The following is a 20160-nucleotide window of genomic DNA, read 5'->3' as shown; positions in this document are numbered from 1 at the left end:
GGAAGGCCTTTTGGCTTTCCTAATATCAAGTATACATTCACTTAAAAGGAGGATTTTTAAAATGGCAAAAGCTAAATTTGAAAGAACCAAGCCACACGTTAATATTGGAACAATAGGACACGTAGACCACGGAAAAACAACATTAACAGCAGCAATCACAAAGACATTACATGCAAGATACGGATTCGGAGCAGCAGTAGATTTCGAAAACATAGATAAGGCACCAGAGGAAAGAGAAAGAGGAATCACAATCTCAACAGCACACGTTGAGTATGAGACTCCAAACAGACACTACGCACACGTTGACTGCCCAGGCCATGCTGACTACGTTAAGAACATGATCACAGGAGCAGCACAGATGGACGGAGCTATCCTAGTATGTTCAGCAGCAGATGGACCAATGCCACAAACAAGAGAGCATATCCTACTATCAAGACAGGTAGGGGTACCATACATCGTAGTATTCCTAAACAAATGTGACATGGTAGATGACGAAGAGCTACTTGAGCTAGTAGAAATGGAAGTAAGAGACCTACTAAACGAGTACGAATTCCCAGGAGATGACACTCCAATTATCAGAGGATCAGCACTAAAAGCATTAGAAGATCCAGCATCTGAGTGGGGAGACAAAATCGTTGAGTTATTCGAGCAAATCGATAGCTACATTCCAGAGCCAGAAAGAGATATCGACAAGCCTTTCCTAATGCCAGTAGAGGACGTATTCTCAATCACTGGTAGAGGAACAGTTGCAACAGGAAGAGTAGAAAGAGGAATTCTAAAAGTTCAAGACGAGGTAGAAATCGTTGGACTTACAGAAGAAGCAAGAAAAGTAGTAGTAACTGGAGTAGAGATGTTCAGAAAGTTACTAGATCAAGCGCAAGCTGGAGATAACATAGGAGCACTTCTTAGAGGTGTAACTAGAGATGATATCGAAAGAGGACAAGTTCTAGCTAAATCAGGAACAATCAAACCAAGAACGAAGTTCACTGCAGAAATCTACGTACTTAAAAAAGAAGAGGGTGGAAGACATACTCCATTCTTTAAAGGATATAGACCACAGTTTTACTTCAGAACAACTGACGTAACTGGTGACATCACACTTCCAGATGGCGTAGAAATGGTTATGCCTGGAGATAACATCACTATTTCAGTTGAGCTTATCACTCCAATCGCTATGGAAGAGGGACTTCGTTTTGCTATCAGAGAAGGCGGAAGAACTGTAGGCGCTGGTGTTGTTGCTACAATCGTAGAGTAATTAAAGCCCTGACTTATATACGAGCTTTTGCATTATGCAAAAGCTCGTTTTTTATTTTTTGTTTTTTTAGGTTTTGCTAGCAAAGCTAAAAAAACAATTTAAATAACAATAGCTTATAAAAAAATAATTTCATTTAATTTTTTACTTAATGATATATAAAAAAATAAATTTCCGTATAAAAAAATTTATTAAATATTTAGAAAAATCAGATATTGAGTACACACTACTAGTGTGGTATACTAAACGAAATAAAAATATGAATCAAAGGGAGGTTGTAAGTCATGAAGAAGATTACTACATATCTACTTCTAATTTTTGTATTAAGCACTATGTTGTTTGCAGGGTGCTCTAGCCAGCCATCTGCAGGAGGAGATGCAGCTGAAAGTGATACAATTAAGATTGGTTGGATAGGTTCTCTTACTGGAGATCAGGCTGTATGGGGAACTTGTGAATTCGATACCTTAAAAATGGTAGTTGAAGATGCAAATGCAGCAGGTGGAATACTTGGGAAGCAAATTGAAGTTATAGGTTATGATACTAGGGGAGATGCTACTGAAGCAGTTAACGCTGTTAAGAGACTTACCTCTCAAGACAAAGTTGTTGCAATACTTGGACCTAATGCTAGTGGACAAGCTATATCAATTTCAGGAGTATTAGAGCAAATGAAAGTAGCAAATATAGCTACAGTTGCAACAAATCCAAAAGTTACAGTTAATGATGACGGAAGCGTAAAACCATACAATTTTAGAGTTTGCTTTATCGACCCATATCAAGGGGCAGTAGCAGCTGGATATGCAGCCGATAAATTAAGCTTTACTAAAGCAGCTATACTATACGATGTAACAAGTGACTATTCTCAAGGACTTACTGAATTCTTCGAGAAAACGTTTACAGAAAAAGGTGGAACTATAGTAGCTAAAGAAGGATTTAAAGCTGGAGACGTTGATTTTAGAGCGCAGCTTAGTAAAATCAAAGAAGCTCAGCCAGAAGTGATTTTCATGCCTTATTATTATAAAGAAGTTGCTCTTAGTGCAAATCAAGCTAGAGAACTAGGAATTACATCAGTATTAATGGGTGGAGATGGCTGGCCTTCAGATCAGCTTATAGAAATGGCTAGCGATGCTATAGAAGGAAGCTTCGTAGTAAACCATCTTGATTTTAATGATCCAGATGTAAAACCTTTCCAAGAACAATACAAAGCTAAATACAATAAAAATCTTGAGCTTAATGGTTATTTAGTACATGATGCATTCAAACTATTTGAGCAAGCAGTAAAAGATGCTAATTCAACAGATTCAGATGCTATAGCAAAAGCTTTATCAACTGCAAAAGTTGAAGGTATCACTGGTAACATTAATATAAGTCCAGAAACTCATAACCCTGAAGGTAAAGAAGCTGCAATAATTAAGATTACTGGCGGAAACTATGAATTCCAAGAAAAATATGCGGCTGAATAAAGTGCTCTAGATTATTAAATAAGAGTCCCACTTATAAGTAATATAAAACTTACTGTTAAGCTAGGGGAAGCTTGTTTTAACTAAAATAATGGCAAAGTCTTCTTTACATATTAAAGAAGACTTTGCTATTTAATCTATAAGAGTTGCCTAATATGAGGTACGAAAGGGGTTAATTCGATGATTGGATTCATACAGCAGATGATTAACGGCTTATCCATTGGAAGTGTTTATGCACTTATGGCAGTTGGATATTCACTGGTTTACAGTATTATGAACTTTTCTAACTTTGCCCATGGCGGAGTAATAATGATAGGCTCATACATAGGATTTTTTTGTATTTCCTTACTAAATTTCAGCTTTCCAGTTGCATTTTTAACTGCGGCGCTTGGCTCTGGATTGCTAGCAGTAGTACTCGAAAAAGTAGCCTATAATCCACTGCGAAAAAGAAATGCACCGTTTTTATACTTTATAATATCAGCAATGGGTGCATCTATATTTTTAGAAAATATTGTAGTAGCGACGATTGGGCCTACTTTTAGAACCTATCCACCAGTGTTTTCTGCTACTCCGATTCAAATTGGAGGACTGACAATAGGAAGGCTAGATGTTCTTATGTTTGTCATCTCGGCTATAAGCTTGAGTATATTAGTATATATAATAGAGAAAACTAAAATAGGACTAGCTATTAGAGCGACATCATACAGCTCTAAAGGGAGTACTCTTATGGGAGTAAATGTTGACAAAGTAATATTTACTATATTTTTACTTGGAGGAATATTAGCAGGGATTGCAGGCGTACTTTTTGGTATGAAATATACTGTATATCCACAGATTGGCGCAATAACTATGAAATCTTTTATAGCAGCTGTATTTGGAGGACTAGGAAGTTTGCAAGGCGCAGTTATAGGTTCTATTTTATTAGGAATTATCGAAACGCTTACATCGGGATATATATCCTCACAATATAGAGATTTGATAGCTTTTGCACTACTTATTGCTGTTTTAATTATCAGACCTACTGGAATCATGGGTAAATCTAACGAGGATAAGGCATAAGGAGGGATAGATATGGATATGTATTATGTGCAAGGGATACTAATACTGGCTGGAATAAATCTCTTAACAGTGCTAGGTTTATCTCTTCTTACAGGGTTTACAGGGCTTTTTTCTTTTGGACATGCAGGCTTTATGGCTATAGGAGCGTATATGACTACGATGATGACTGTCAAGCTTGGACTTCCGTTTATTCCTGCGTTATTGGTTGGTGGCCTATCAGCAGCACTTATAAGCTTAATAATAGGAAAATTCACGCTTAATCTAAAAGGAGATTATTTTTGTATAGCAACTCTTGGTTTTGGAGAAGCTATTAGACTTATACTTGATAATATTCAGTATTTCGGTGGCTCTAGAGGATGGGCAGGTATTCCATTATATACAACATTTTGGAACGTAATGATTATAGATGTTGTTGCAATTATAGTAATGGTATTTATAATAAATTCCAGACATGGTAGAAATATGAAAGCAATAAGAGAGGAAGAACTTGCATCTCAGATAGTTGGGATAGATGTATTTAGATATAAAATGACATCACTGGGAATTAGTGCACTATATGCAGGAGTTGCAGGAGGAATGCTAGCACATTACCTTGGATATCTACAACCGCTTATGTTCCAAATGGTTAAATCCACAGAACTTACAATTATAGTGATTTTTGGTGGACTTGGAAGTATTACAGGAAGCGTTATTGGAGCTATCCTTCTTACTGCACTTCCAGAGATACTTAGAGACTTCTACCAGTGGAGACTTGTGATTTATGGATTAGCTGTTATTGCTATCATGATAAGCAGACCTAGAGGGCTTATGGGAGGAAAAGAGCTTAATTTCAAATTTATAAAAAAATTATTCAATAAAGAAAAAGAGGTGAATATTTAATGAGCGAGATGCTAACATTAAAAAATGTCACCAAAAAATTTGGAGGACTAACTGCAGTAGGTGGAGTGGATTTTAGCATTAAAAAAGGTGAGATATTTGGACTGATAGGTCCTAATGGAGCTGGTAAAACTACCATTTTCAATCTTATTACTGGAATATATGGACTTACAGAAGGCGATGTTTTATTTGAAGGAAAGTCAATTAGTGGATTAAAGCCATTTCAAATAGCAAATACAGGAATAACAAGAACGTTCCAAAACATAAGATTATTTAAGAATTTAACTACCTATGAAAATGTTTTAATTGCTTGTCACAAGTCAGCTAGTTATGGGCTTTTAGACAGTGTTTTTAGAACGAGGAAGTTTAAAAATGAAGAGAAGCTACTTGCAAAAAAAGCTGAAGATTTAATGGAGCTTATGGGGCTTACTCAGCATAAAAATATGCTAGCATCAAATCTTCCTTATGGACTTCAAAGAAGATTGGAAATTGCAAGAGCGCTCGCTCTTAATCCAAAACTCATTCTACTTGATGAGCCAGCAGCTGGAATGAATCCCGAAGAAACTCTTAGACTTATGGAACTTATAAGAGAAATAAGAGACAAGCTCGATGTGACTGTTTTAGTAATAGAGCATCATATGGACCTTATTATGGGTGTTTGTGACAGGATATTTGTACTAAACTTCGGTCTTCCTTTAGCACAGGGCTCTCCTAAAGAAATCCAAGATGATAAAAATGTAATCGAAGCTTATCTTGGAAAGGAGGACGAATAGATGCTACAAATAAAAAATCTAAATGTATATTATGGTGGAATACACGCCCTAAGAGGAGTGTCTATTGATGTAAAAGAAGGCGATGTTGTATCTATAATAGGTTCTAACGGAGCAGGAAAATCAACTCTTCTTAATTGTATCAGTGGGATAGTTAAGCCTAAGGAAGGCGAAATACTTTATAAGGGACAGCCACTAGCCAAGGCTCCGCATAAAATAGTTGAATCTGGCATATGTCAAGTTCCTGAAGGCAGAATAATATTTGCAAATCTCACTGTAAAAGAGAATTTATATATGGGAGCTTTTCTTAGAAAAGACAAGGATAAGATTGAAGAAGATTTGAAAGGCATATTTAAGCTTTTTCCAAGACTGGATGAGAGAATTAATCAGGTTGCAGGAACTCTCTCGGGAGGGGAACAGCAGATGCTTGCTATGGGTAGAGGCATAATGAGCAATCCAAATCTTGTGCTTTTAGATGAGCCATCACTAGGCCTTGCTCCACTTTTTATTAAAACAATATTTGAAATAGTTGAAGAAATTCAAAATATGGGAAAAACAATTCTACTCGTAGAGCAAAATGCTTATAAAGCTCTTTCGGTAGCAAACAAAGCCTATATTTTGGAGCAGGGAGTTGTTACCTTAGAGGGCAATGCAAAAGATTTACTAAAAGATGAGAGAATCCAAGAAGCTTATTTAGGAAAAAAACATTAGAGTATATAATCATGAAGTCGTAATTTCGATTAAAAATAATAACTTTATTATAAAAAACTTGGATATATTTTTAATTTAAGGTATAATTAATAGGTTGAGAAAGTGAAAAAATCTGTGTTTTAAACAGATTTTTTCACTTTCAAAAAGTAGAATAATAATTATGGATTATTCTGAAAAATCTAGCTGAAAAAAACTTCTAAAAAACTTTAAAAATAAACAAAAAAAGCTTGCATTAGGTATGATGCTGATATACAATATAGTAGTGTGTTTTTTAAGGAATGCGATGATGTAGAAGGTTGCTAAGCATTGCTTGGGTAATTTCTACGGAGTATGCAACATCTAGAATGGGGCGACGAGACGCTGAAAGGCTGTTTTTTTTAAACACACTTTAGAAACACCCGGAACAGTTTTCAGAGGTCGAGTCGTACGATAATCGTACGATAGGAGGTAAAAAAATGTCAAAAAATCAAAAGATCAGAATCAGACTGAAATCTTACGATCACAGAATCCTAGATATGTCAGCTGAGAAAATTGTAGAGACGGCTAAAGGGACAGGAGCATCTGTTTCAGGACCAATTCCGCTACCTACAGAGAAACAAATTATCACAATCTTAAGAGCGGTTCACAAATACAAAGACTCTAGAGAGCAGTTCGAAATCAGAACTCACAAGAGACTTATAGATATTAGCAACCCAAGCTCTAAGACAGTTGATTCTCTAATGAGACTAGACCTGCCAGCAGGCGTAGACATAGAAATCAAACTGTAAAATGCACAAAGAAGTTAAGGTATTTTAAATAGATAGATACCTTATCTTAGTATGATTGCTCAGCAATCCGCTGTAAGATTAATGGAGGTGTACTTATGAAAGCAGTACTAGGAAGAAAATTAGGAATGACTCAAGTTTTTGCTGAAGATGGAAGATTAGTTCCAGTTACAGTAATTGAGGCAGGACCTATGGTAGTAACACAAATCAAGAACAAAGAAACTGATGGCTATGAGGCTGTTCAGGTTGCTTTTGGAGAAGTTAAAGAAAAGAGAGTTAACAAACCTCTTAGAGGACACTTTGCAAAAGCAGGAGTAGGCTTTAAAAAATTCGTAAGAGAATTTAAAGTTGAAGATTTATCAGCTTATTCTTTAGCTCAAGAAATCAAAGTAGATGTATTTGAAGCTGGAGAGAAAGTAGACGCTATAGGAACTTCAAAAGGTAAGGGATTCCAAGGACCTATAAAAAGACATAATCAAAGTAGAGGACCTATGACTCACGGTTCTAGATATCACAGAGGACCTGGTTCAATGGGAGCGGCTTCTGATCCATCAAGAGTTTTCAAAGGTAAAAAACTTGCTGGACACATGGGAGCTGAAAGAGTAACTATTCAAAATCTTGAAGTAGTTAAAGTAGATGTAGAAAAAAATCTTATCCTTATTAAAGGTGCTGTTCCAGGACCGAAAAAAGGCCTAGTAGTAATTAAAAAGGCTATAAAAGGTTAATCGATAGATAGGAAAGGAGGAACACAAAAATGCCTAAAGTTGATGTATTGAATATAAACGGACAAAAGGTTGAAGAACTTGAGCTTTCAGAAAGCATTTTCGCTGCTGAAATCAGCGAGTATGCTGTATATGAAGTAATTAAGAATCACCTTGCAAATAGAAGACAAGGAACTCAGTCAGCTAAGACTAGAGCCGAAGTAAGAGGCGGAGGAAGAAAGCCTTGGAGACAAAAAGGAACTGGTAGAGCTAGACAAGGTAGTACAAGATCTCCGCAATGGATTGGTGGAGGAGTTGTATTCGCACCAAAGCCTAGAGATTACAGCTACAGCGTAAACAAGAAAGTTAGAAGACTTGCTCTTAAGAGTGTTTTAACTACTAAGGTTAACGAAGGAAACTTAATCGTTCTTGATGCTTTAGAAATGAATGCTCCTAAAACTAAGGACTTCATAGCTATGTTATCTGCAGTAAACGCTGGCAAAAAAGCGCTTGTAGTAACATCTGAGAATTCTCCAAACGTTGTTAAATCAGGAAGAAACATTCCAGGAGTAGATATTACTTTTGTGAACACGCTAAATGTATATGACATTATGAGACATGATTCACTAATAATTACTAAAGAAGCAGTTAGAAAAACAGAGGAGGTGTACGCATAATGCTAGCGCATGATATCATAATTAAACCGATTATCACAGAGCAAAGTATGGCAGCATCAGCAGAGAAGAAGTACACTTTCGTTGTTGCCAAAACTGCTAACAAAACTCAAATTAAACAAGCTGTAGAGCAAATTTTTTCTGTTAAAGTAGCAAAAGTTAACACTTTAAACTACGATGGAAAAACTAAAAGAATGGGAAAATATGTAGGGAAAACTTCTTCTTATAAAAAAGCAGTTGTTACTCTAACACCAGCGAGCAAAGAAATTGAATTCTTTGGAGTATAAGTAAAAAGGAGGGAAATTAAATGGCTATTAAAAAATTCAAACCGATTACTCCGAGCTTAAGACACATGACTGTACTTAAGTCAGATGAAATCACTAAGCACGAGCCAGAGAAATCTCTTCTTGCTACTCTTAAGAAGAATGCAGGAAGAAATTCTCAAGGATCAATAACTGTTCGTCATAGAGGCGGCGGAGCAAAAAGAAAATACAGAATCATAGATTTCAAAAGAGACAAGGATCAAATACCTGCAAAGGTAGCTGGAATCGAATACGATCCAAACAGATCTGCAAATATTGCACTACTTCACTACGTAGATGGAGAAAAAAGATATATCTTAGCTCCAAACGGATTAAAAGTAGGAGATGTAATATTCTCTGGAGAAGGTTCAGATATCAAAGTAGGTAACTGCTTAAAGCTTAAGGATATGCCAGTTGGTACACTAGTACACAACATCGAGCTTAAAGAAGGAAAAGGCGGACAAATGGTAAGATCTGCTGGAACTTCTGCACAGCTTATGGCTAAAGAAGGCAAAAACGCTCTTCTTAGATTACCTTCAGGTGAAACAAGATATGTAAACATCAATTGTAAAGCTACAATTGGACAAGTTGGAAATCTTGACCACGAGAACGTAACTATCGGTAAAGCTGGAAGAAAAAGACATATGGGAATCAGACCTACAGTAAGAGGTTCTGTTATGAACCCTAATGACCATCCACACGGTGGAGGAGAAGGTAGATCTCCAATAGGAAGACCATCTCCAGTAACTCCATGGGGTAAGCCAGCACTTGGATACAAGACAAGAAAGAAGAAAAAAGCTTCTAATAAAATGATTGTTTCTAAGAGAAAGAAATAGTAAGCCTTGAAAGGAGGATTTCATAGATGGGAAGATCAGCTAAAAAAGGGCCTTTCGTACATGAAGGACTTTTAAAGAAAGTACAAGAAATGAACAAAAACAACGATAAAACTGTTATAAAAGTATGGTCTAGATCGTCAACAATATTCCCTGAATTTGTAGGACATACTATAGCTGTACATGATGGCAGAAAGCACGTGCCAGTATATGTTACTGAAGATATGGTTGGACATAAGTTAGGAGAATTCGTTCCTACTAGAACATTCAAGGGACATAAAGACGACGATAGAACAAGTAAAAGAAAATAATTCCTTGATTATGGAAGGAGATGAATAATAGATGGAAGCTAAAGCGATAGCTAAATATGTAAGAACTTCTCCGCGTAAAGCTGGACAAATTTGCTCTTTAGTAAGAGGCAAAAATGTAGAAGAAGCAATTGCAATATTAAAATACATGCCGCAAAAAAGCGCGGGTATCATTGCTAAGGTTGTAAAATCAGCTGCTGCAAATGCGGAAAACAATATGAATATGGACCCTAAAAAACTCTATGTTTCTGAAGTTTACGCAAACCAAGGACCAACGCTTAAAAGATTTATGCCAAGAGCTCAAGGTAGAGCTACTGGAATAAGAAAAAGAACAAGTCATATTGGCGTTGTTGTAAGAGAAAGATAATAGTAGATAGGAGGGAAAAGAATGGGTCAAAAAGTAAACCCACATGGACTTAGAGTCGGTATTAATAAAGACTGGGATTCAAAATGGTTTGCAAATAAAGGAGACTTCGCAGCTTTTTTACAGGAAGATTTTAAAATCAGAAAAGTATTAAAGAAGAAGCTTTATTTGTCAGGCATTCCTAAAATAGAAATTGAAAGATCAGGAAATAAAGTAAAATTAAACATCTTTACTGCTAAACCAGGAATGGTTATAGGAAAAGGTGGACAAGGCATCGAGGAAATCAAAAGCGAAGTTGAAAAAATGACTGGCAAACAAGTTTTTGTAAACATTCTTGAAGTTAAAAGACCAGAAATGGATTCTCAACTAGTAGCTGAAAATATAGCACTTGCACTTGAAAGACGTGTTGCTTTTAGAAGAGCTATGAAACAAGCTATGCAAAGAGCTATGAGGTCTGGAGCTAAAGGTATCAAGGTTTCTACATCAGGAAGACTTGGTGGAGCGGAAATGGCTAGAACTGAAGGATATTCAGAAGGAAACGTGCCACTTCATACACTTAGAGCAGATATCGATTATGGATTTGCAGAAGCTGATACTACTTACGGAAAACTAGGCGTTAAGGTGTGGATTTGTAAGGGAGAAATTCTTCCAACAAGAAAAGGACCAAAAAGAGAGTTAGACTCAGTTATGCCTAAAGAAGAAAAGAAAAAACCAAGAAGAAGAGATGACGGATTTAATAGAAGAAATGATAGAGGACAAGGTGGTCAAGGAGACAGAAGAAATTCTCAAAGAACCCCAAGACCTTCTAGTAATTAGTCCTAATCAGAGGAAGGAGGAAAAAATATGTTAATGCCAAAAAGAGTTAAGCGTCGTAGAGTTCATAGAGGCAGTATGGCAGGTAAAGCTCAAAAAGGTAATACCATAACATACGGTGATTATGGCCTAGTGGCACTTGAGCCAGCTTGGATCACATCGAATCAAATAGAAGCAGCCCGTATCGCTATTAATAGATCAGTAAGAAGAGGCGGTAAGGTATGGATAAAAATATTCCCTCATAAGCCTGTAACACAAAAACCGGCTGAAACTCGTATGGGTGCTGGTAAAGGTTCACCTGAGTACTGGGTAGCAGTAGTAAAGCCTGGTAGAGTAATGTTTGAAATGTCAGGGGTATCAGAGGAAAGAGCAAGAGAAGCTATGAGACTAGCTATGCACAAATTACCTATTAAATGTAAATTTGTGAAGCGTGAGGAAACAGAAGTAAAGGGTGGTGAAGCTGATGAAAGCTAAAGAGTTAAGAGATATGACTGTTATTGAACTTGGATCTAAACTCAACGAACTTAAAGGTGAACTCTTTAACCTTCGTTTCCAGTTGGCTACAGGACAGCTAGACAATCCAGTGAAATTAAGATTTATAAGAAAAGATATTGCACGTGTTAAGACCATCCTTAACGAAAAACAAAAGGCTAACGCATAAGCCTTTGGGAAAGGAGGATATAAATGAAAAGAGAAACAACTAGAAAAACAAGAATTGGATATGTTACTTCAGATAAAATGGATAAGACTGTTGTAGTATCTATAGTAGAACTAGTACGTCATCCTCTATATGGAAAAGCAGTTAAGAAAACTGTAAAATATAAAGCTCATGACGAGGAAAATAAATGCAAAATAGGTGACAGAGTCAAAATAATGGAGACTCGTCCTCTTTCGAAAGATAAAAGATGGAGAATTGTGGAAGTAGTAGAAAGAGCTGCTGAATAATTCTAATTAGCAGAGAGGAGGTATTATAATGATACAACAAGAATCTAGACTTAAGGTCGCTGATAACTCTGGAGCTAAAGAAATTCTTTGCATTAGAGTACTAGGCGGATCTAAAAGAAAGTCAGGAAACATCGGTGACATAATCGTTGCTTCAGTTAAAAGTGCAACACCAGGCGGAGTTGTTAAAAAAGGTAAAGTAGTAAAGGCGGTTATAGTACGCTCAAAGCAAGGACTTAGAAGAAAAGACGGTAGCTACATCAAGTTTGATGAGAACGCTGCTGTAATTATAAAAGATGATAAAACTCCAACAGGAACACGTATATTTGGACCTGTAGCAAGAGAGCTTAGAGATAAGCAGTTCATGAAGATCGTTTCCCTTGCACCAGAAGTTCTATAATCAAGGAGGTGTCATAAAGAGTGCGTATTAAAAGTGGAGATACCGTAGTAGTAATAAGCGGAAAAGATAAAGGTAAAAAAGGTAAAGTACTAGAAGTTATCACTTCTAAAGATAAAGTTCTTGTAGAAGGCGTTAACGTGGCTACTAAACACCAAAAGCCAAACCAAAAGAACCCTCAGGGTGGAATTATTCACATAGAACAACCTATTCATGTATCTAACGTTATGCTTTTCGATGCTAAAGCTGGAAAAGGTGTTAGAGTTGGAATGAAGAAATTAGAAAACGGAGATAAAGTTCGTATATCTAAGAAATCAGGAGAGCAAATATAATATAGTTTGAAAGGAGGCAGAATCACGTGGCTTCAAGACTAAAAGTAAAATACGATCAAGAGATCATAAAAGCACTTATGGAAAAATTCAACTACAGCAATGTAATGGAAGTTCCTAAGCTTGAAAAAGTAATAATCAACATGGGTGTCGGTGAGGCGAAAGACAACGCTAAAATATTAGATGTTGCTATTGCTGAACTTGAAAAGATAGCTGGACAAAAAGCAGTTACAACAAAATCAAGAAAATCTGTTGCTAACTTCAAGATAAGAGAAGGAATGCCAATCGGAGCAAAAGTTACTCTTAGAGGAGATAATATGTATTACTTCGTTGATAAACTAGTAAACATATCACTTCCAAGGGTACGTGACTTTAGAGGTGTAAGTAAAGATGCTTTCGACGGAAGAGGAAACTATGCGCTTGGAATTAAAGAGCAACTTATTTTCCCAGAAATCGAATATGATAAAGTAGATAAGGTTAGAGGTATGGATATCATATTTGTAACAACTGCAAAAACCGACGAAGAAGCAAGAGAGCTACTTAGACTAATCGGAATGCCTTTTGCAAAGTAAAAAGGAGGGAAAATCGTGGCAAAAAAAGCAATGATCCTTAAGCAACAAAAAAAGCAAAAGTACCAAACTAGAGAATACACAAGATGCAATCTATGCGGTAGACCTCATGCGGTACTAAGAAAATTCGGAATTTGCCGTATATGCTTTAGAGAATTAGCATACAAAGGCCAAATACCAGGAGTAAGAAAAGCTTCTTGGTAATACATGGAAGGAGGTAAAAGATCATGACAATGACAGATCCAATTGCAGATATGCTAACACGTGTAAGAAACGCAAGCTCGGTACAACACGATACAGTTGACATACCTGCTTCAAATATAAAAAAGGAAATTGCCAGAATTCTTTTAGAAGAAGGATACATCAAAGGTTACGACGTAATCGAAGATGGAAAGCAAGGACTTATCAGAATGCAACTTAAGTATGGCAAAAATGGTGAAAAAGTTATTACTGGAATCAAGAAAATTTCTAAGCCAGGTATGAGAGTATACGCTGATAGAAACAATGTTCCAAAAGTACTTAACGGTATTGGAATATCAGTAATATCTACTTCAAAAGGAATTGTAACAGATAAGCAAGCTAGAGAGCTTGGCGTAGGTGGAGAAGTAATCTGCTACGTATGGTAAACTTATGCAAAGGAGGTGCCTAAATGTCAAGAATAGGACGTAAACCTATAACCGTTCCAAGCGGTGTAGAAGTTAAAATAGATGATAAAAACCTAGTTACAGTTAAAGGACCTAAGGGAACATTAACTGAGCAAATTTCAAAAGATCTTAAGATTGAACTTAATGAAGGTGAGCTAGTTGTTACTAGACCTACTGACAACAAGAAGCATAGATCATTACATGGTCTTTCTAGAACACTTATTGACAACATGATAATAGGCGTAACAGAAGGATACTCAAAGAAACTTGAAATAGTTGGAGTTGGATACAGAGCTGCTAAGCAAGGAAAGAAACTAGTACTTAGCTTAGGATTCTCACACCCAGTTGAAATGGAAGATCCAGATGGCATTGAAGTTGAAGTTCCGTCTCAAACAGAGATTTTAATCAAAGGAATCAACAAGCAATTAGTTGGTAACTATGCTGCTAAAGTAAGAGCATGGAGAGAGCCAGAACCATACAAAGGCAAAGGAATCCGTTACTCTGGAGAATATGTAAGACGTAAAGAAGGTAAGACAGGTAAGAAATAAAGGAAAGGAGTGAAGAAAGTTGTTCAAGAAGGTAGATAAAAACGCAAACCGTATTGCTAGACACAAGAGAGTGCGTAAAACGGTAAAGGGAACTCCTGAAAGACCAAGACTTAACGTGTACAGAAGTACTAATAATATTTATGTACAAATCGTTGATGATATAAACAGAATTACCCTTGTATCCGCTTCTACGATTGATAAAGAATTAAAAGGAACTCTTTCAAGCACAAGCAACAAAGACGCTGCTAAAAAAGTTGGAGAGCTTGCTGCAAAAAGAGCTTTAGAAAAAGGAATCGATACTGTCGTATTTGACAGAGGAGGATATATTTATCACGGAAGAATTCAAGAGCTTGCAGAAGCTTTAAGAGAAGCTGGATTGAAATTCTAAAAAAGGAGGGGATAAGATGCTTAAAAAGCCAATAGATGCTAGACAACTAGATATCGAAGAAAAAGTTATTGACATAAGAAGAGTTACAAAAGTTGTTAAAGGTGGTAGAAACTTTAGATTTGCTGCGCTTGTAGTTGTTGGAGACAGAAACGGACACGTAGGAATCGGTACTGGAAAAGCTATGGAAGTACCTGAGGCTATTCGTAAGGCAGTGGAAGACGCTAAGAAGAACCTTATCACAGTTCCTATAGTTGGAACTACTGTACCTCACAGAATCCAAGGAAGATACGGAGCAGGAAATGTTCTTATCATGCCAGCTAAAGAAGGTACTGGAGTTATCGCAGGAGGACCTGTTCGTGACGTGTTAGAGCTAGCTGGTCTTAAAGACGTTAGATCTAAATCACTAGGAACAAACAATGCGAGAAACGTTGTTAACGCAACAATGCAAGGTCTTGCTTCACTTAGAAAAATCGAAGACGTAGCAACCCTAAGAGGTAAAAAAGTAGAAGATCTTTTAGGTTAGGAGGCGAAAGAAATGGCAAAACTAAAAATAACGCTTGTAAAAAGTGTAATAGCTACAAAGCCAAATCAGAGAAAAACTGTAACAGCTCTTGGACTTACTAAGAGAGAGCAAACAGTAGAAAAGCCTGATAACGCTCAAATCAGAGGTATGATTGAAGTAGTAAAACATCTTGTGAAAGTAGAAGAAGCTTAAGCAAAAGGAGGTGCAAGGAATGAAACTACACGAGTTAAAACCAGCTAAAGGCGCAGTTAGAGCTAAGAGAAGAATCGGTAGAGGTACTGCGACTGGTCAAGGTAAAACTGCAGGTAGAGGACAAGACGGTCAATGGTCACGTTCAGGTGGAGGAGTTAGACCTGGATTTGAGGGTGGACAGATGCCTCTATATAGAAGACTTCCTAAAAGAGGATTTAATAACTTCGAATTCGAAGCTAGATATACAATCTTAAATGTAGATAAGTTAAATGCCTTTGAAGATGGAACTGAAGTTACACCAGAGCTTTTAAAAGAGACTGGAATCATCAGAAAAATCGAAAAAGATGGCGTTAAGATACTAGGAAATGGCAGCATAGAAAAGAAACTTACAATCAAAGCAAATAAGTTCACAAAATCAGCTGCAGAGAAGATAGAAGCCGCTGGAGGAAAGGCCGAGGTGATCTAATGTTTAAGACACTTCAAAATGCTCTTAAGATACCGGATTTAAGAAAAAAATTGGTATTTACCTTTTTAATGCTGGTAGTATTTAGAATAGGTACAGCAATTCCTGTTCCAGGAATAAACGTCGATGTAATAAAACAAATGATTTCTCAACAGGCAGGCATACTATCTTTTTATGATATCGTAGCTGGAGGAGCATTTAGTAATTTTACGATCTTTGCGCTGAGCATCACGCCGTACATTACATCATCGATAGTAATCCAACTTCTGACAGTTGCTATACCTGCACTTGAAGACATGCAGAAATCTGGTGAAGAGGGAAGAAAGAAAATCCTTCAGTACACTAGATATCTTACAGTAGTATTAGCACTTATTCAGGCTACTGCTATTGGAATTGGATTCTTTAACAGTGCCCTTGTTTCGGATTCTATACTTAGTAAAATAAGCGTAGTTTTAACTCTTACAGCAGGAACAGCATTTTTGATGTGGCTTGGAGAGCAAATTACCGAAAAAGGCATTGGAAACGGAATTTCACTTTTAATCTTCGCTGGTATTGTATCTAGAATACCACAGGCTACTGTTCAAACTTTTGAACTTGTAAAGTCTGGAGAGCTTAATTTTATTCAAGTAGGTGTGTTTTTAATAATCTCTGTAGCTATAATAGTAGGAGTTATCCTAGTGCTTCAGGGAGTTAGAAAAATACCTGTTCAGTATGCAAAAAGAGTTGTAGGAAGAAAAACTTACGGAGGTCAATCAACGCACATCCCTCTAAAAGTAAATCAAGCTGGAGTAATACCTGTAATCTTTGCAGTATCTCTACTTGCATTCCCACAGACTCTAGGTATATTTATAAAAAATCCTGAGTATCAGGCATTTGTCTCAAAATGGTTCACAGCAAGTGGAAACCCAGGAATCTATGTATATACACTTATGGAATTCCTACTAGTAGTATTCTTCACATATTTCTATATATCAATTACGTTTAAACCTGACGAAGTTGCAGATAATATGAAAAACTCAAATGGATTCATTCCAGGAATAAGACCAGGAAAATCTACAGAGGAATATTTAGCAAGAGTACTTAACAGATTGACACTTGCAGGAGCAGTTTTCTTAGCATTAATAGCTTCCCTACCAACTATCATTTATGCGGCAACTAACATACCGTTTAGATTTGGCGGAACATCATTACTGATTGTTGTCGGTGTTGCTATTGAAACAATGAAGCAAATTGAAGCGCAAATGGTAATGAGACATTATCAAGGCTTTTTAAAATAAACTCCAATGATCGGAGCATTCCTAGGAGATGAAAAGATGAGATTAATACTTTTAGGACCTCCAGGGGCTGGAAAAGGTACACAAGCTTCTGGGATCGTAGATAGATACAAAGTGCCTCATATTTCTACTGGTGATATCTTTAGAAAAAACATTAAAGAAAACACTGAGCTTGGAAGAAAAGCTAAAGAATATATGGATAAAGGATTACTTGTACCAGATGAACTTGTAGTAGCGATTGTTGAAGATAGACTAAAAGAAGCTGATGCAAGTGAAGGCTTCTTGCTAGATGGATTCCCAAGAACAGAAAACCAAGCTCAGGCTTTGGATACTGCTCTTGAAAAAATGGATACCAAGCTAGATAAAGTAATCAATATAGAAGTTGATAAAAGTATACTTGTAGGCAGAGCTGTAGGAAGAAGAATTTGTAAAAACTGTGGAGCTACTTACCACATAGAATTCAATAAGCCTAAGCAAGAAGGAATCTGCGACTTATGTCAAGGTGAACTTTTCCAAAGATCTGACGACACTGAAGAAACAGTATCAAAGAGAATTGAAGTATATCTAAATGAAACACAACCTCTTATTGACTACTACACGAAAAAAGATATCCTAGTGACTATTGACGGTCAGCAGGATATAAATAAGGTGCTTGAGGATATAGTAAGTGCCTTGGGAAGTGAAAAATAAATGATTATTATAAAATCAAAACATGAAGTTGAGCTATTAAGAGATGCTGGAAAAATAGTTGCTGAAACTCATGAAATCATAAGAGATGCGATTAAAGAAGGCATTAGCACTTATGAGCTAGATCAAATAGCAGAAAAAAATATAACCAAGTATAATGCGATTCCTTCTTTTAAAGGATATGGTGGATTTTCTGGAAGCATCTGCGCTTCATTAAATGAAGTTGTAGTTCACGGAATACCATCAAAAGATATCATACTGAAAAATGGTGACATTATAAGTATTGATATTGGAGCATTTTATAAAGGCTATCATGGAGATGCTGCAAAAACACATCCTGTTGGCGAGATATCTGGAAATGATAAACTTTTGATAGATGTAACCAGACAAAGCTTTTATGAAGGAATCAAACATGCTGTAGTGGGGAATAGACTATCGGATATTTCACATGCTATTGAGGTATATGCTACGCGTTATGGATTTTCTATAGTTAAAGACTTTGTTGGACATGGTGTTGGAAAAGAGCTACATGAAGAGCCTCAGATTCCAAATTACGGCCCAGCTGGTAGAGGTCCTAGGCTTCAAGAAGGCATGGTGTTGGCGATAGAACCCATGGTAAATCAAGGAACCTATAAGGTTAAAGTGTTAGGCGACGGTTGGACAGCAGTGACGCTAGATGGTAAAAAATCTGCTCACTATGAACATACCATTGCTATAACCAGTGAACAGCCACTGCTGTTAACAGCGCTATAGAGGAGGTCACGCCTTGAATGGGAAAATTCAGATAGGTCAGATAGTAAAAAGCATTTCAGGAAGAGATCAAAATAGATATTTTATAATTGTCAGCATTGTTGATGATAAGAATGTACTCATTTCTGATGGTAAGCTTAGAAAAATTCAAAATCCTAAACTTAAAAAGCTAAAGCATCTTAAATTAATGCCAGCCGTTTCAGGAGATATGGATAAAATAAATTACAAAGACCTGCAAAGCCAAAATGCTTTTATAAGAAAAGAACTTGAAAAGCTAGGATATTCTAACATAAGGGAGGTATAATATGTCCAAAAAAGACGTTATAGAATTGGAAGGTACGATAATAGACGCACTTCCAAATGCTATGTTTAAAGTTAAACTAGAAAATGATCATGAAATTATAGCTCATATTTCAGGAAAATTAAGAATGCACTTCATAAGAATACTTCCTGGAGACAAGGTAACTGTTGAACTTTCTCCCTACGATCTTACTAAAGGGAGAATTACTTGGCGAAAGAAGTAGCCTAAGGAGGGATTAAGATGAAAGTAAGGCCATCTGTTAAGCCTATTTGCGAAAAATGCAAAATAATTAAAAGAAAAGGCAAAGTAATGGTTATCTGCGAAAATCCTAAACATAAGCAAAAACAAGGTTAGGATTTGTTTACAGAACACATCATTATTTGATATAATACAATTTTAGGATAATGTAAAACATATCCGACGTCCAAATGTAAAAATAGGAGGTGTAAATACATGGCTCGTATCGCCGGTGTAGACTTACCAAGAGAAAAAAGAGTAATAATTGGTCTGACATATATATTCGGAATAGGAAAGAATACTTCTGCTCAAATCTTATCAGCTACTGGTATTAACGAAAGTACTAGAATCAAAGATTTAACAGAGGAAGAAGTTAACCTATTAAGAAAAGAGATCGATAATTATAACGTAGAGGGAGATTTACGTAGAGAGATTTCTTTAAATATTAAGAGACTTAGAGATATCAGATGCTACAGAGGTATCAGACATATGAAAGGACTTCCAGTTAGAGGTCAAAAGACTAAAACTAACGCAAGAACTAGAAAAGGTCCTAAGAGAACTGTTGGTCGTAAGAAGAAAAAATAAAGTCTCTATTTAAAAAGTAAGGAGGGAAAATAATGGCTAAGCCAAAGAAAAAAGTGACGCGTGTAAAAAGAAGAGAACGTAAAAACATAGAAAAAGGCCACGCACATATTCAGTCAACTTTTAACAATACTATTATTACATTGACTGATGTTCACGGAAATGCTCTTTCTTGGGCAAGTGCAGGACAGCTTGGATTCAAAGGCTCAAGAAAATCTACTCCATTTGCCGCTCAAATGGCAGCAGAAACAGCAACTAAAGGTGCTATGGAGCATGGACTAAGATCTGTAGAAGTATTTGTAAAAGGTCCTGGATCAGGAAGAGAAGCAGCTATCCGTGCGCTTCAAGCAGCAGGATTAGATGTGACAATGATTAAAGATGTTACTCCAATTCCTCACAACGGATGCAGACCGCCAAAAAGAAGAAGAGTTTAATTTAAGGAGGTGTCAT

At 36.5% G+C, this 20160-nt stretch carries 35 protein-coding genes; all 35 read left to right on the top strand.

Going from position 1 to position 20160, the window contains the following annotated elements; genetic code table 11:
• The first annotated feature begins 61 nt into the window (after window positions 1-61).
• The 35 genes from tuf (at window position 62) to rpsK (ending at window position 20144) form a co-directional block, all read left to right on the top strand.
• Window positions 62-1255 (top strand): elongation factor Tu, encoded by a 1194-nt coding sequence (gene tuf, locus CLOST_RS11095; protein WP_013362418.1) that lies wholly within the window; start codon window positions 62-64, stop codon window positions 1253-1255.
• Window positions 1256-1536: 281 nt separating this feature from the next.
• Entirely contained in the window at window positions 1537-2712 is a 1176-nt protein-coding gene (locus CLOST_RS11090; RefSeq protein ID WP_013362416.1) for an ABC transporter substrate-binding protein, read from the top strand.
• 177 nt (window positions 2713-2889) lie between these two features.
• The gene (locus CLOST_RS11085; protein WP_013362415.1) at window positions 2890-3768 is read left to right on the top strand and encodes a branched-chain amino acid ABC transporter permease; all 879 of its coding nucleotides are present in this window, start codon (window positions 2890-2892) and stop codon (window positions 3766-3768) included.
• Window positions 3769-3780: 12 nt separating this feature from the next.
• On the top strand, window positions 3781-4647 hold the full coding sequence (locus tag CLOST_RS11080) for a branched-chain amino acid ABC transporter permease (protein ID WP_013362414.1): 867 nt from the start codon (window positions 3781-3783) through the stop codon (window positions 4645-4647).
• Complete coding sequence (locus tag CLOST_RS14005) at window positions 4647-5417, top strand: ABC transporter ATP-binding protein (RefSeq protein WP_013362413.1); 771 nt, start codon at window positions 4647-4649, stop codon at window positions 5415-5417. The genes CLOST_RS11080 and CLOST_RS14005 overlap by 1 nt, the downstream gene beginning before the upstream one ends.
• The gene (locus CLOST_RS14000) at window positions 5418-6125 is read left to right on the top strand and encodes an ABC transporter ATP-binding protein (RefSeq protein ID WP_013362412.1); all 708 of its coding nucleotides are present in this window, start codon (window positions 5418-5420) and stop codon (window positions 6123-6125) included. It abuts the gene before it with no gap.
• Window positions 6126-6580: 455 nt separating this feature from the next.
• Window positions 6581-6892, top strand: coding sequence for a 30S ribosomal protein S10 (gene rpsJ / locus CLOST_RS11065; RefSeq protein ID WP_013362411.1), 312 nt, complete (start codon window positions 6581-6583; stop codon window positions 6890-6892).
• A gap of 95 nt (window positions 6893-6987) precedes the next feature.
• Entirely contained in the window at window positions 6988-7614 is a 627-nt protein-coding gene (gene rplC, locus CLOST_RS11060; RefSeq protein ID WP_013362410.1) for a 50S ribosomal protein L3, read from the top strand.
• 29 nt (window positions 7615-7643) lie between these two features.
• A complete protein-coding gene (rplD, locus tag CLOST_RS11055; RefSeq protein WP_013362409.1) occupies window positions 7644-8267 on the top strand; it encodes a 50S ribosomal protein L4 in 624 nt (207 codons plus the stop codon).
• Window positions 8267-8551 (top strand): 50S ribosomal protein L23, encoded by a 285-nt coding sequence (gene rplW / locus CLOST_RS11050; RefSeq protein WP_013362408.1) that lies wholly within the window; start codon window positions 8267-8269, stop codon window positions 8549-8551. Before rplD ends, rplW begins: the two co-directional genes overlap by 1 nt.
• Window positions 8552-8571: 20 nt before the next feature.
• Complete coding sequence (gene rplB / locus CLOST_RS11045) at window positions 8572-9402, top strand: 50S ribosomal protein L2 (protein ID WP_013362407.1); 831 nt, start codon at window positions 8572-8574, stop codon at window positions 9400-9402.
• Window positions 9403-9428: 26 nt separating this feature from the next.
• Window positions 9429-9710: a 30S ribosomal protein S19 gene (rpsS, locus tag CLOST_RS11040; RefSeq protein WP_013362406.1), complete on the top strand. Its 282-nt coding sequence runs from the start codon at window positions 9429-9431 to the stop codon at window positions 9708-9710.
• A gap of 31 nt (window positions 9711-9741) precedes the next feature.
• Window positions 9742-10074: a 50S ribosomal protein L22 gene (gene rplV, locus CLOST_RS11035; protein WP_013362405.1), complete on the top strand. Its 333-nt coding sequence runs from the start codon at window positions 9742-9744 to the stop codon at window positions 10072-10074.
• A gap of 21 nt (window positions 10075-10095) precedes the next feature.
• Window positions 10096-10887 (top strand): 30S ribosomal protein S3, encoded by a 792-nt coding sequence (rpsC, locus tag CLOST_RS11030; RefSeq protein ID WP_013362404.1) that lies wholly within the window; start codon window positions 10096-10098, stop codon window positions 10885-10887.
• Between the two features lie 27 nt (window positions 10888-10914).
• Window positions 10915-11358, top strand: coding sequence for a 50S ribosomal protein L16 (gene rplP / locus CLOST_RS11025; RefSeq protein ID WP_013362403.1), 444 nt, complete (start codon window positions 10915-10917; stop codon window positions 11356-11358).
• Complete coding sequence (rpmC, locus tag CLOST_RS11020; RefSeq protein WP_013362402.1) at window positions 11348-11545, top strand: 50S ribosomal protein L29; 198 nt, start codon at window positions 11348-11350, stop codon at window positions 11543-11545. The genes rplP and rpmC overlap by 11 nt, the downstream gene beginning before the upstream one ends.
• Window positions 11546-11568: 23 nt before the next feature.
• On the top strand, window positions 11569-11829 hold the full coding sequence (gene rpsQ / locus CLOST_RS11015) for a 30S ribosomal protein S17 (RefSeq protein ID WP_013362401.1): 261 nt from the start codon (window positions 11569-11571) through the stop codon (window positions 11827-11829).
• Window positions 11830-11857: 28 nt separating this feature from the next.
• Complete coding sequence (gene rplN / locus CLOST_RS11010) at window positions 11858-12226, top strand: 50S ribosomal protein L14 (RefSeq protein WP_013362400.1); 369 nt, start codon at window positions 11858-11860, stop codon at window positions 12224-12226.
• A 20-nt stretch (window positions 12227-12246) separates the two neighbouring features.
• Complete coding sequence (gene rplX, locus CLOST_RS11005; protein ID WP_013362399.1) at window positions 12247-12555, top strand: 50S ribosomal protein L24; 309 nt, start codon at window positions 12247-12249, stop codon at window positions 12553-12555.
• Between the two features lie 26 nt (window positions 12556-12581).
• A complete protein-coding gene (gene rplE, locus CLOST_RS11000; protein ID WP_013362398.1) occupies window positions 12582-13124 on the top strand; it encodes a 50S ribosomal protein L5 in 543 nt (180 codons plus the stop codon).
• Window positions 13125-13139: 15 nt separating this feature from the next.
• Entirely contained in the window at window positions 13140-13325 is a 186-nt protein-coding gene (locus CLOST_RS10995) for a type Z 30S ribosomal protein S14 (RefSeq protein WP_013362397.1), read from the top strand.
• A gap of 23 nt (window positions 13326-13348) precedes the next feature.
• A complete protein-coding gene (rpsH, locus tag CLOST_RS10990; RefSeq protein WP_013362396.1) occupies window positions 13349-13747 on the top strand; it encodes a 30S ribosomal protein S8 in 399 nt (132 codons plus the stop codon).
• Between the two features lie 23 nt (window positions 13748-13770).
• Window positions 13771-14313: a 50S ribosomal protein L6 gene (gene rplF, locus CLOST_RS10985; protein WP_013362395.1), complete on the top strand. Its 543-nt coding sequence runs from the start codon at window positions 13771-13773 to the stop codon at window positions 14311-14313.
• 19 nt (window positions 14314-14332) lie between these two features.
• Window positions 14333-14701: a 50S ribosomal protein L18 gene (gene rplR, locus CLOST_RS10980; protein ID WP_013362394.1), complete on the top strand. Its 369-nt coding sequence runs from the start codon at window positions 14333-14335 to the stop codon at window positions 14699-14701.
• Between the two features lie 16 nt (window positions 14702-14717).
• Window positions 14718-15224 (top strand): 30S ribosomal protein S5, encoded by a 507-nt coding sequence (gene rpsE, locus CLOST_RS10975; protein ID WP_013362393.1) that lies wholly within the window; start codon window positions 14718-14720, stop codon window positions 15222-15224.
• A gap of 12 nt (window positions 15225-15236) precedes the next feature.
• Window positions 15237-15416, top strand: coding sequence for a 50S ribosomal protein L30 (gene rpmD, locus CLOST_RS10970; RefSeq protein WP_013362392.1), 180 nt, complete (start codon window positions 15237-15239; stop codon window positions 15414-15416).
• 19 nt (window positions 15417-15435) lie between these two features.
• A complete protein-coding gene (gene rplO, locus CLOST_RS10965; RefSeq protein ID WP_013362391.1) occupies window positions 15436-15882 on the top strand; it encodes a 50S ribosomal protein L15 in 447 nt (148 codons plus the stop codon).
• Entirely contained in the window at window positions 15882-17156 is a 1275-nt protein-coding gene (gene secY, locus CLOST_RS10960) for a preprotein translocase subunit SecY (protein WP_013362390.1), read from the top strand. Before rplO ends, secY begins: the two co-directional genes overlap by 1 nt.
• Before the next feature lie 36 nt (window positions 17157-17192).
• Window positions 17193-17843 (top strand): adenylate kinase, encoded by a 651-nt coding sequence (locus tag CLOST_RS10955; protein WP_041487204.1) that lies wholly within the window; start codon window positions 17193-17195, stop codon window positions 17841-17843.
• Window positions 17844-18593, top strand: a complete 750-nt coding sequence (gene map / locus CLOST_RS10950; protein WP_013362388.1) for a type I methionyl aminopeptidase — start codon at window positions 17844-17846, stop codon at window positions 18591-18593.
• Between the two features lie 13 nt (window positions 18594-18606).
• Complete coding sequence (locus CLOST_RS10945; protein ID WP_013362387.1) at window positions 18607-18894, top strand: KOW domain-containing RNA-binding protein; 288 nt, start codon at window positions 18607-18609, stop codon at window positions 18892-18894.
• 1 nt (window position 18895) lies between these two features.
• Complete coding sequence (gene infA / locus CLOST_RS10940; protein ID WP_013362386.1) at window positions 18896-19114, top strand: translation initiation factor IF-1; 219 nt, start codon at window positions 18896-18898, stop codon at window positions 19112-19114.
• A gap of 17 nt (window positions 19115-19131) precedes the next feature.
• Complete coding sequence (rpmJ, locus tag CLOST_RS10935; RefSeq protein WP_008516283.1) at window positions 19132-19245, top strand: 50S ribosomal protein L36; 114 nt, start codon at window positions 19132-19134, stop codon at window positions 19243-19245.
• A 99-nt stretch (window positions 19246-19344) separates the two neighbouring features.
• The gene (gene rpsM, locus CLOST_RS10930; RefSeq protein WP_013362385.1) at window positions 19345-19713 is read left to right on the top strand and encodes a 30S ribosomal protein S13; all 369 of its coding nucleotides are present in this window, start codon (window positions 19345-19347) and stop codon (window positions 19711-19713) included.
• A gap of 32 nt (window positions 19714-19745) precedes the next feature.
• Complete coding sequence (rpsK, locus tag CLOST_RS10925; protein ID WP_013362384.1) at window positions 19746-20144, top strand: 30S ribosomal protein S11; 399 nt, start codon at window positions 19746-19748, stop codon at window positions 20142-20144.
• Window positions 20145-20160 lie beyond the last annotated feature (16 nt).

The organism is Acetoanaerobium sticklandii (genome assembly GCF_000196455.1).
GTDB lineage: Bacteria > Bacillota > Clostridia > Peptostreptococcales > Filifactoraceae > Acetoanaerobium > Acetoanaerobium sticklandii.
Note: the sequence above shows the minus strand (reverse complement) of the source record. Positions and strands in the feature narration are given on the sequence as shown.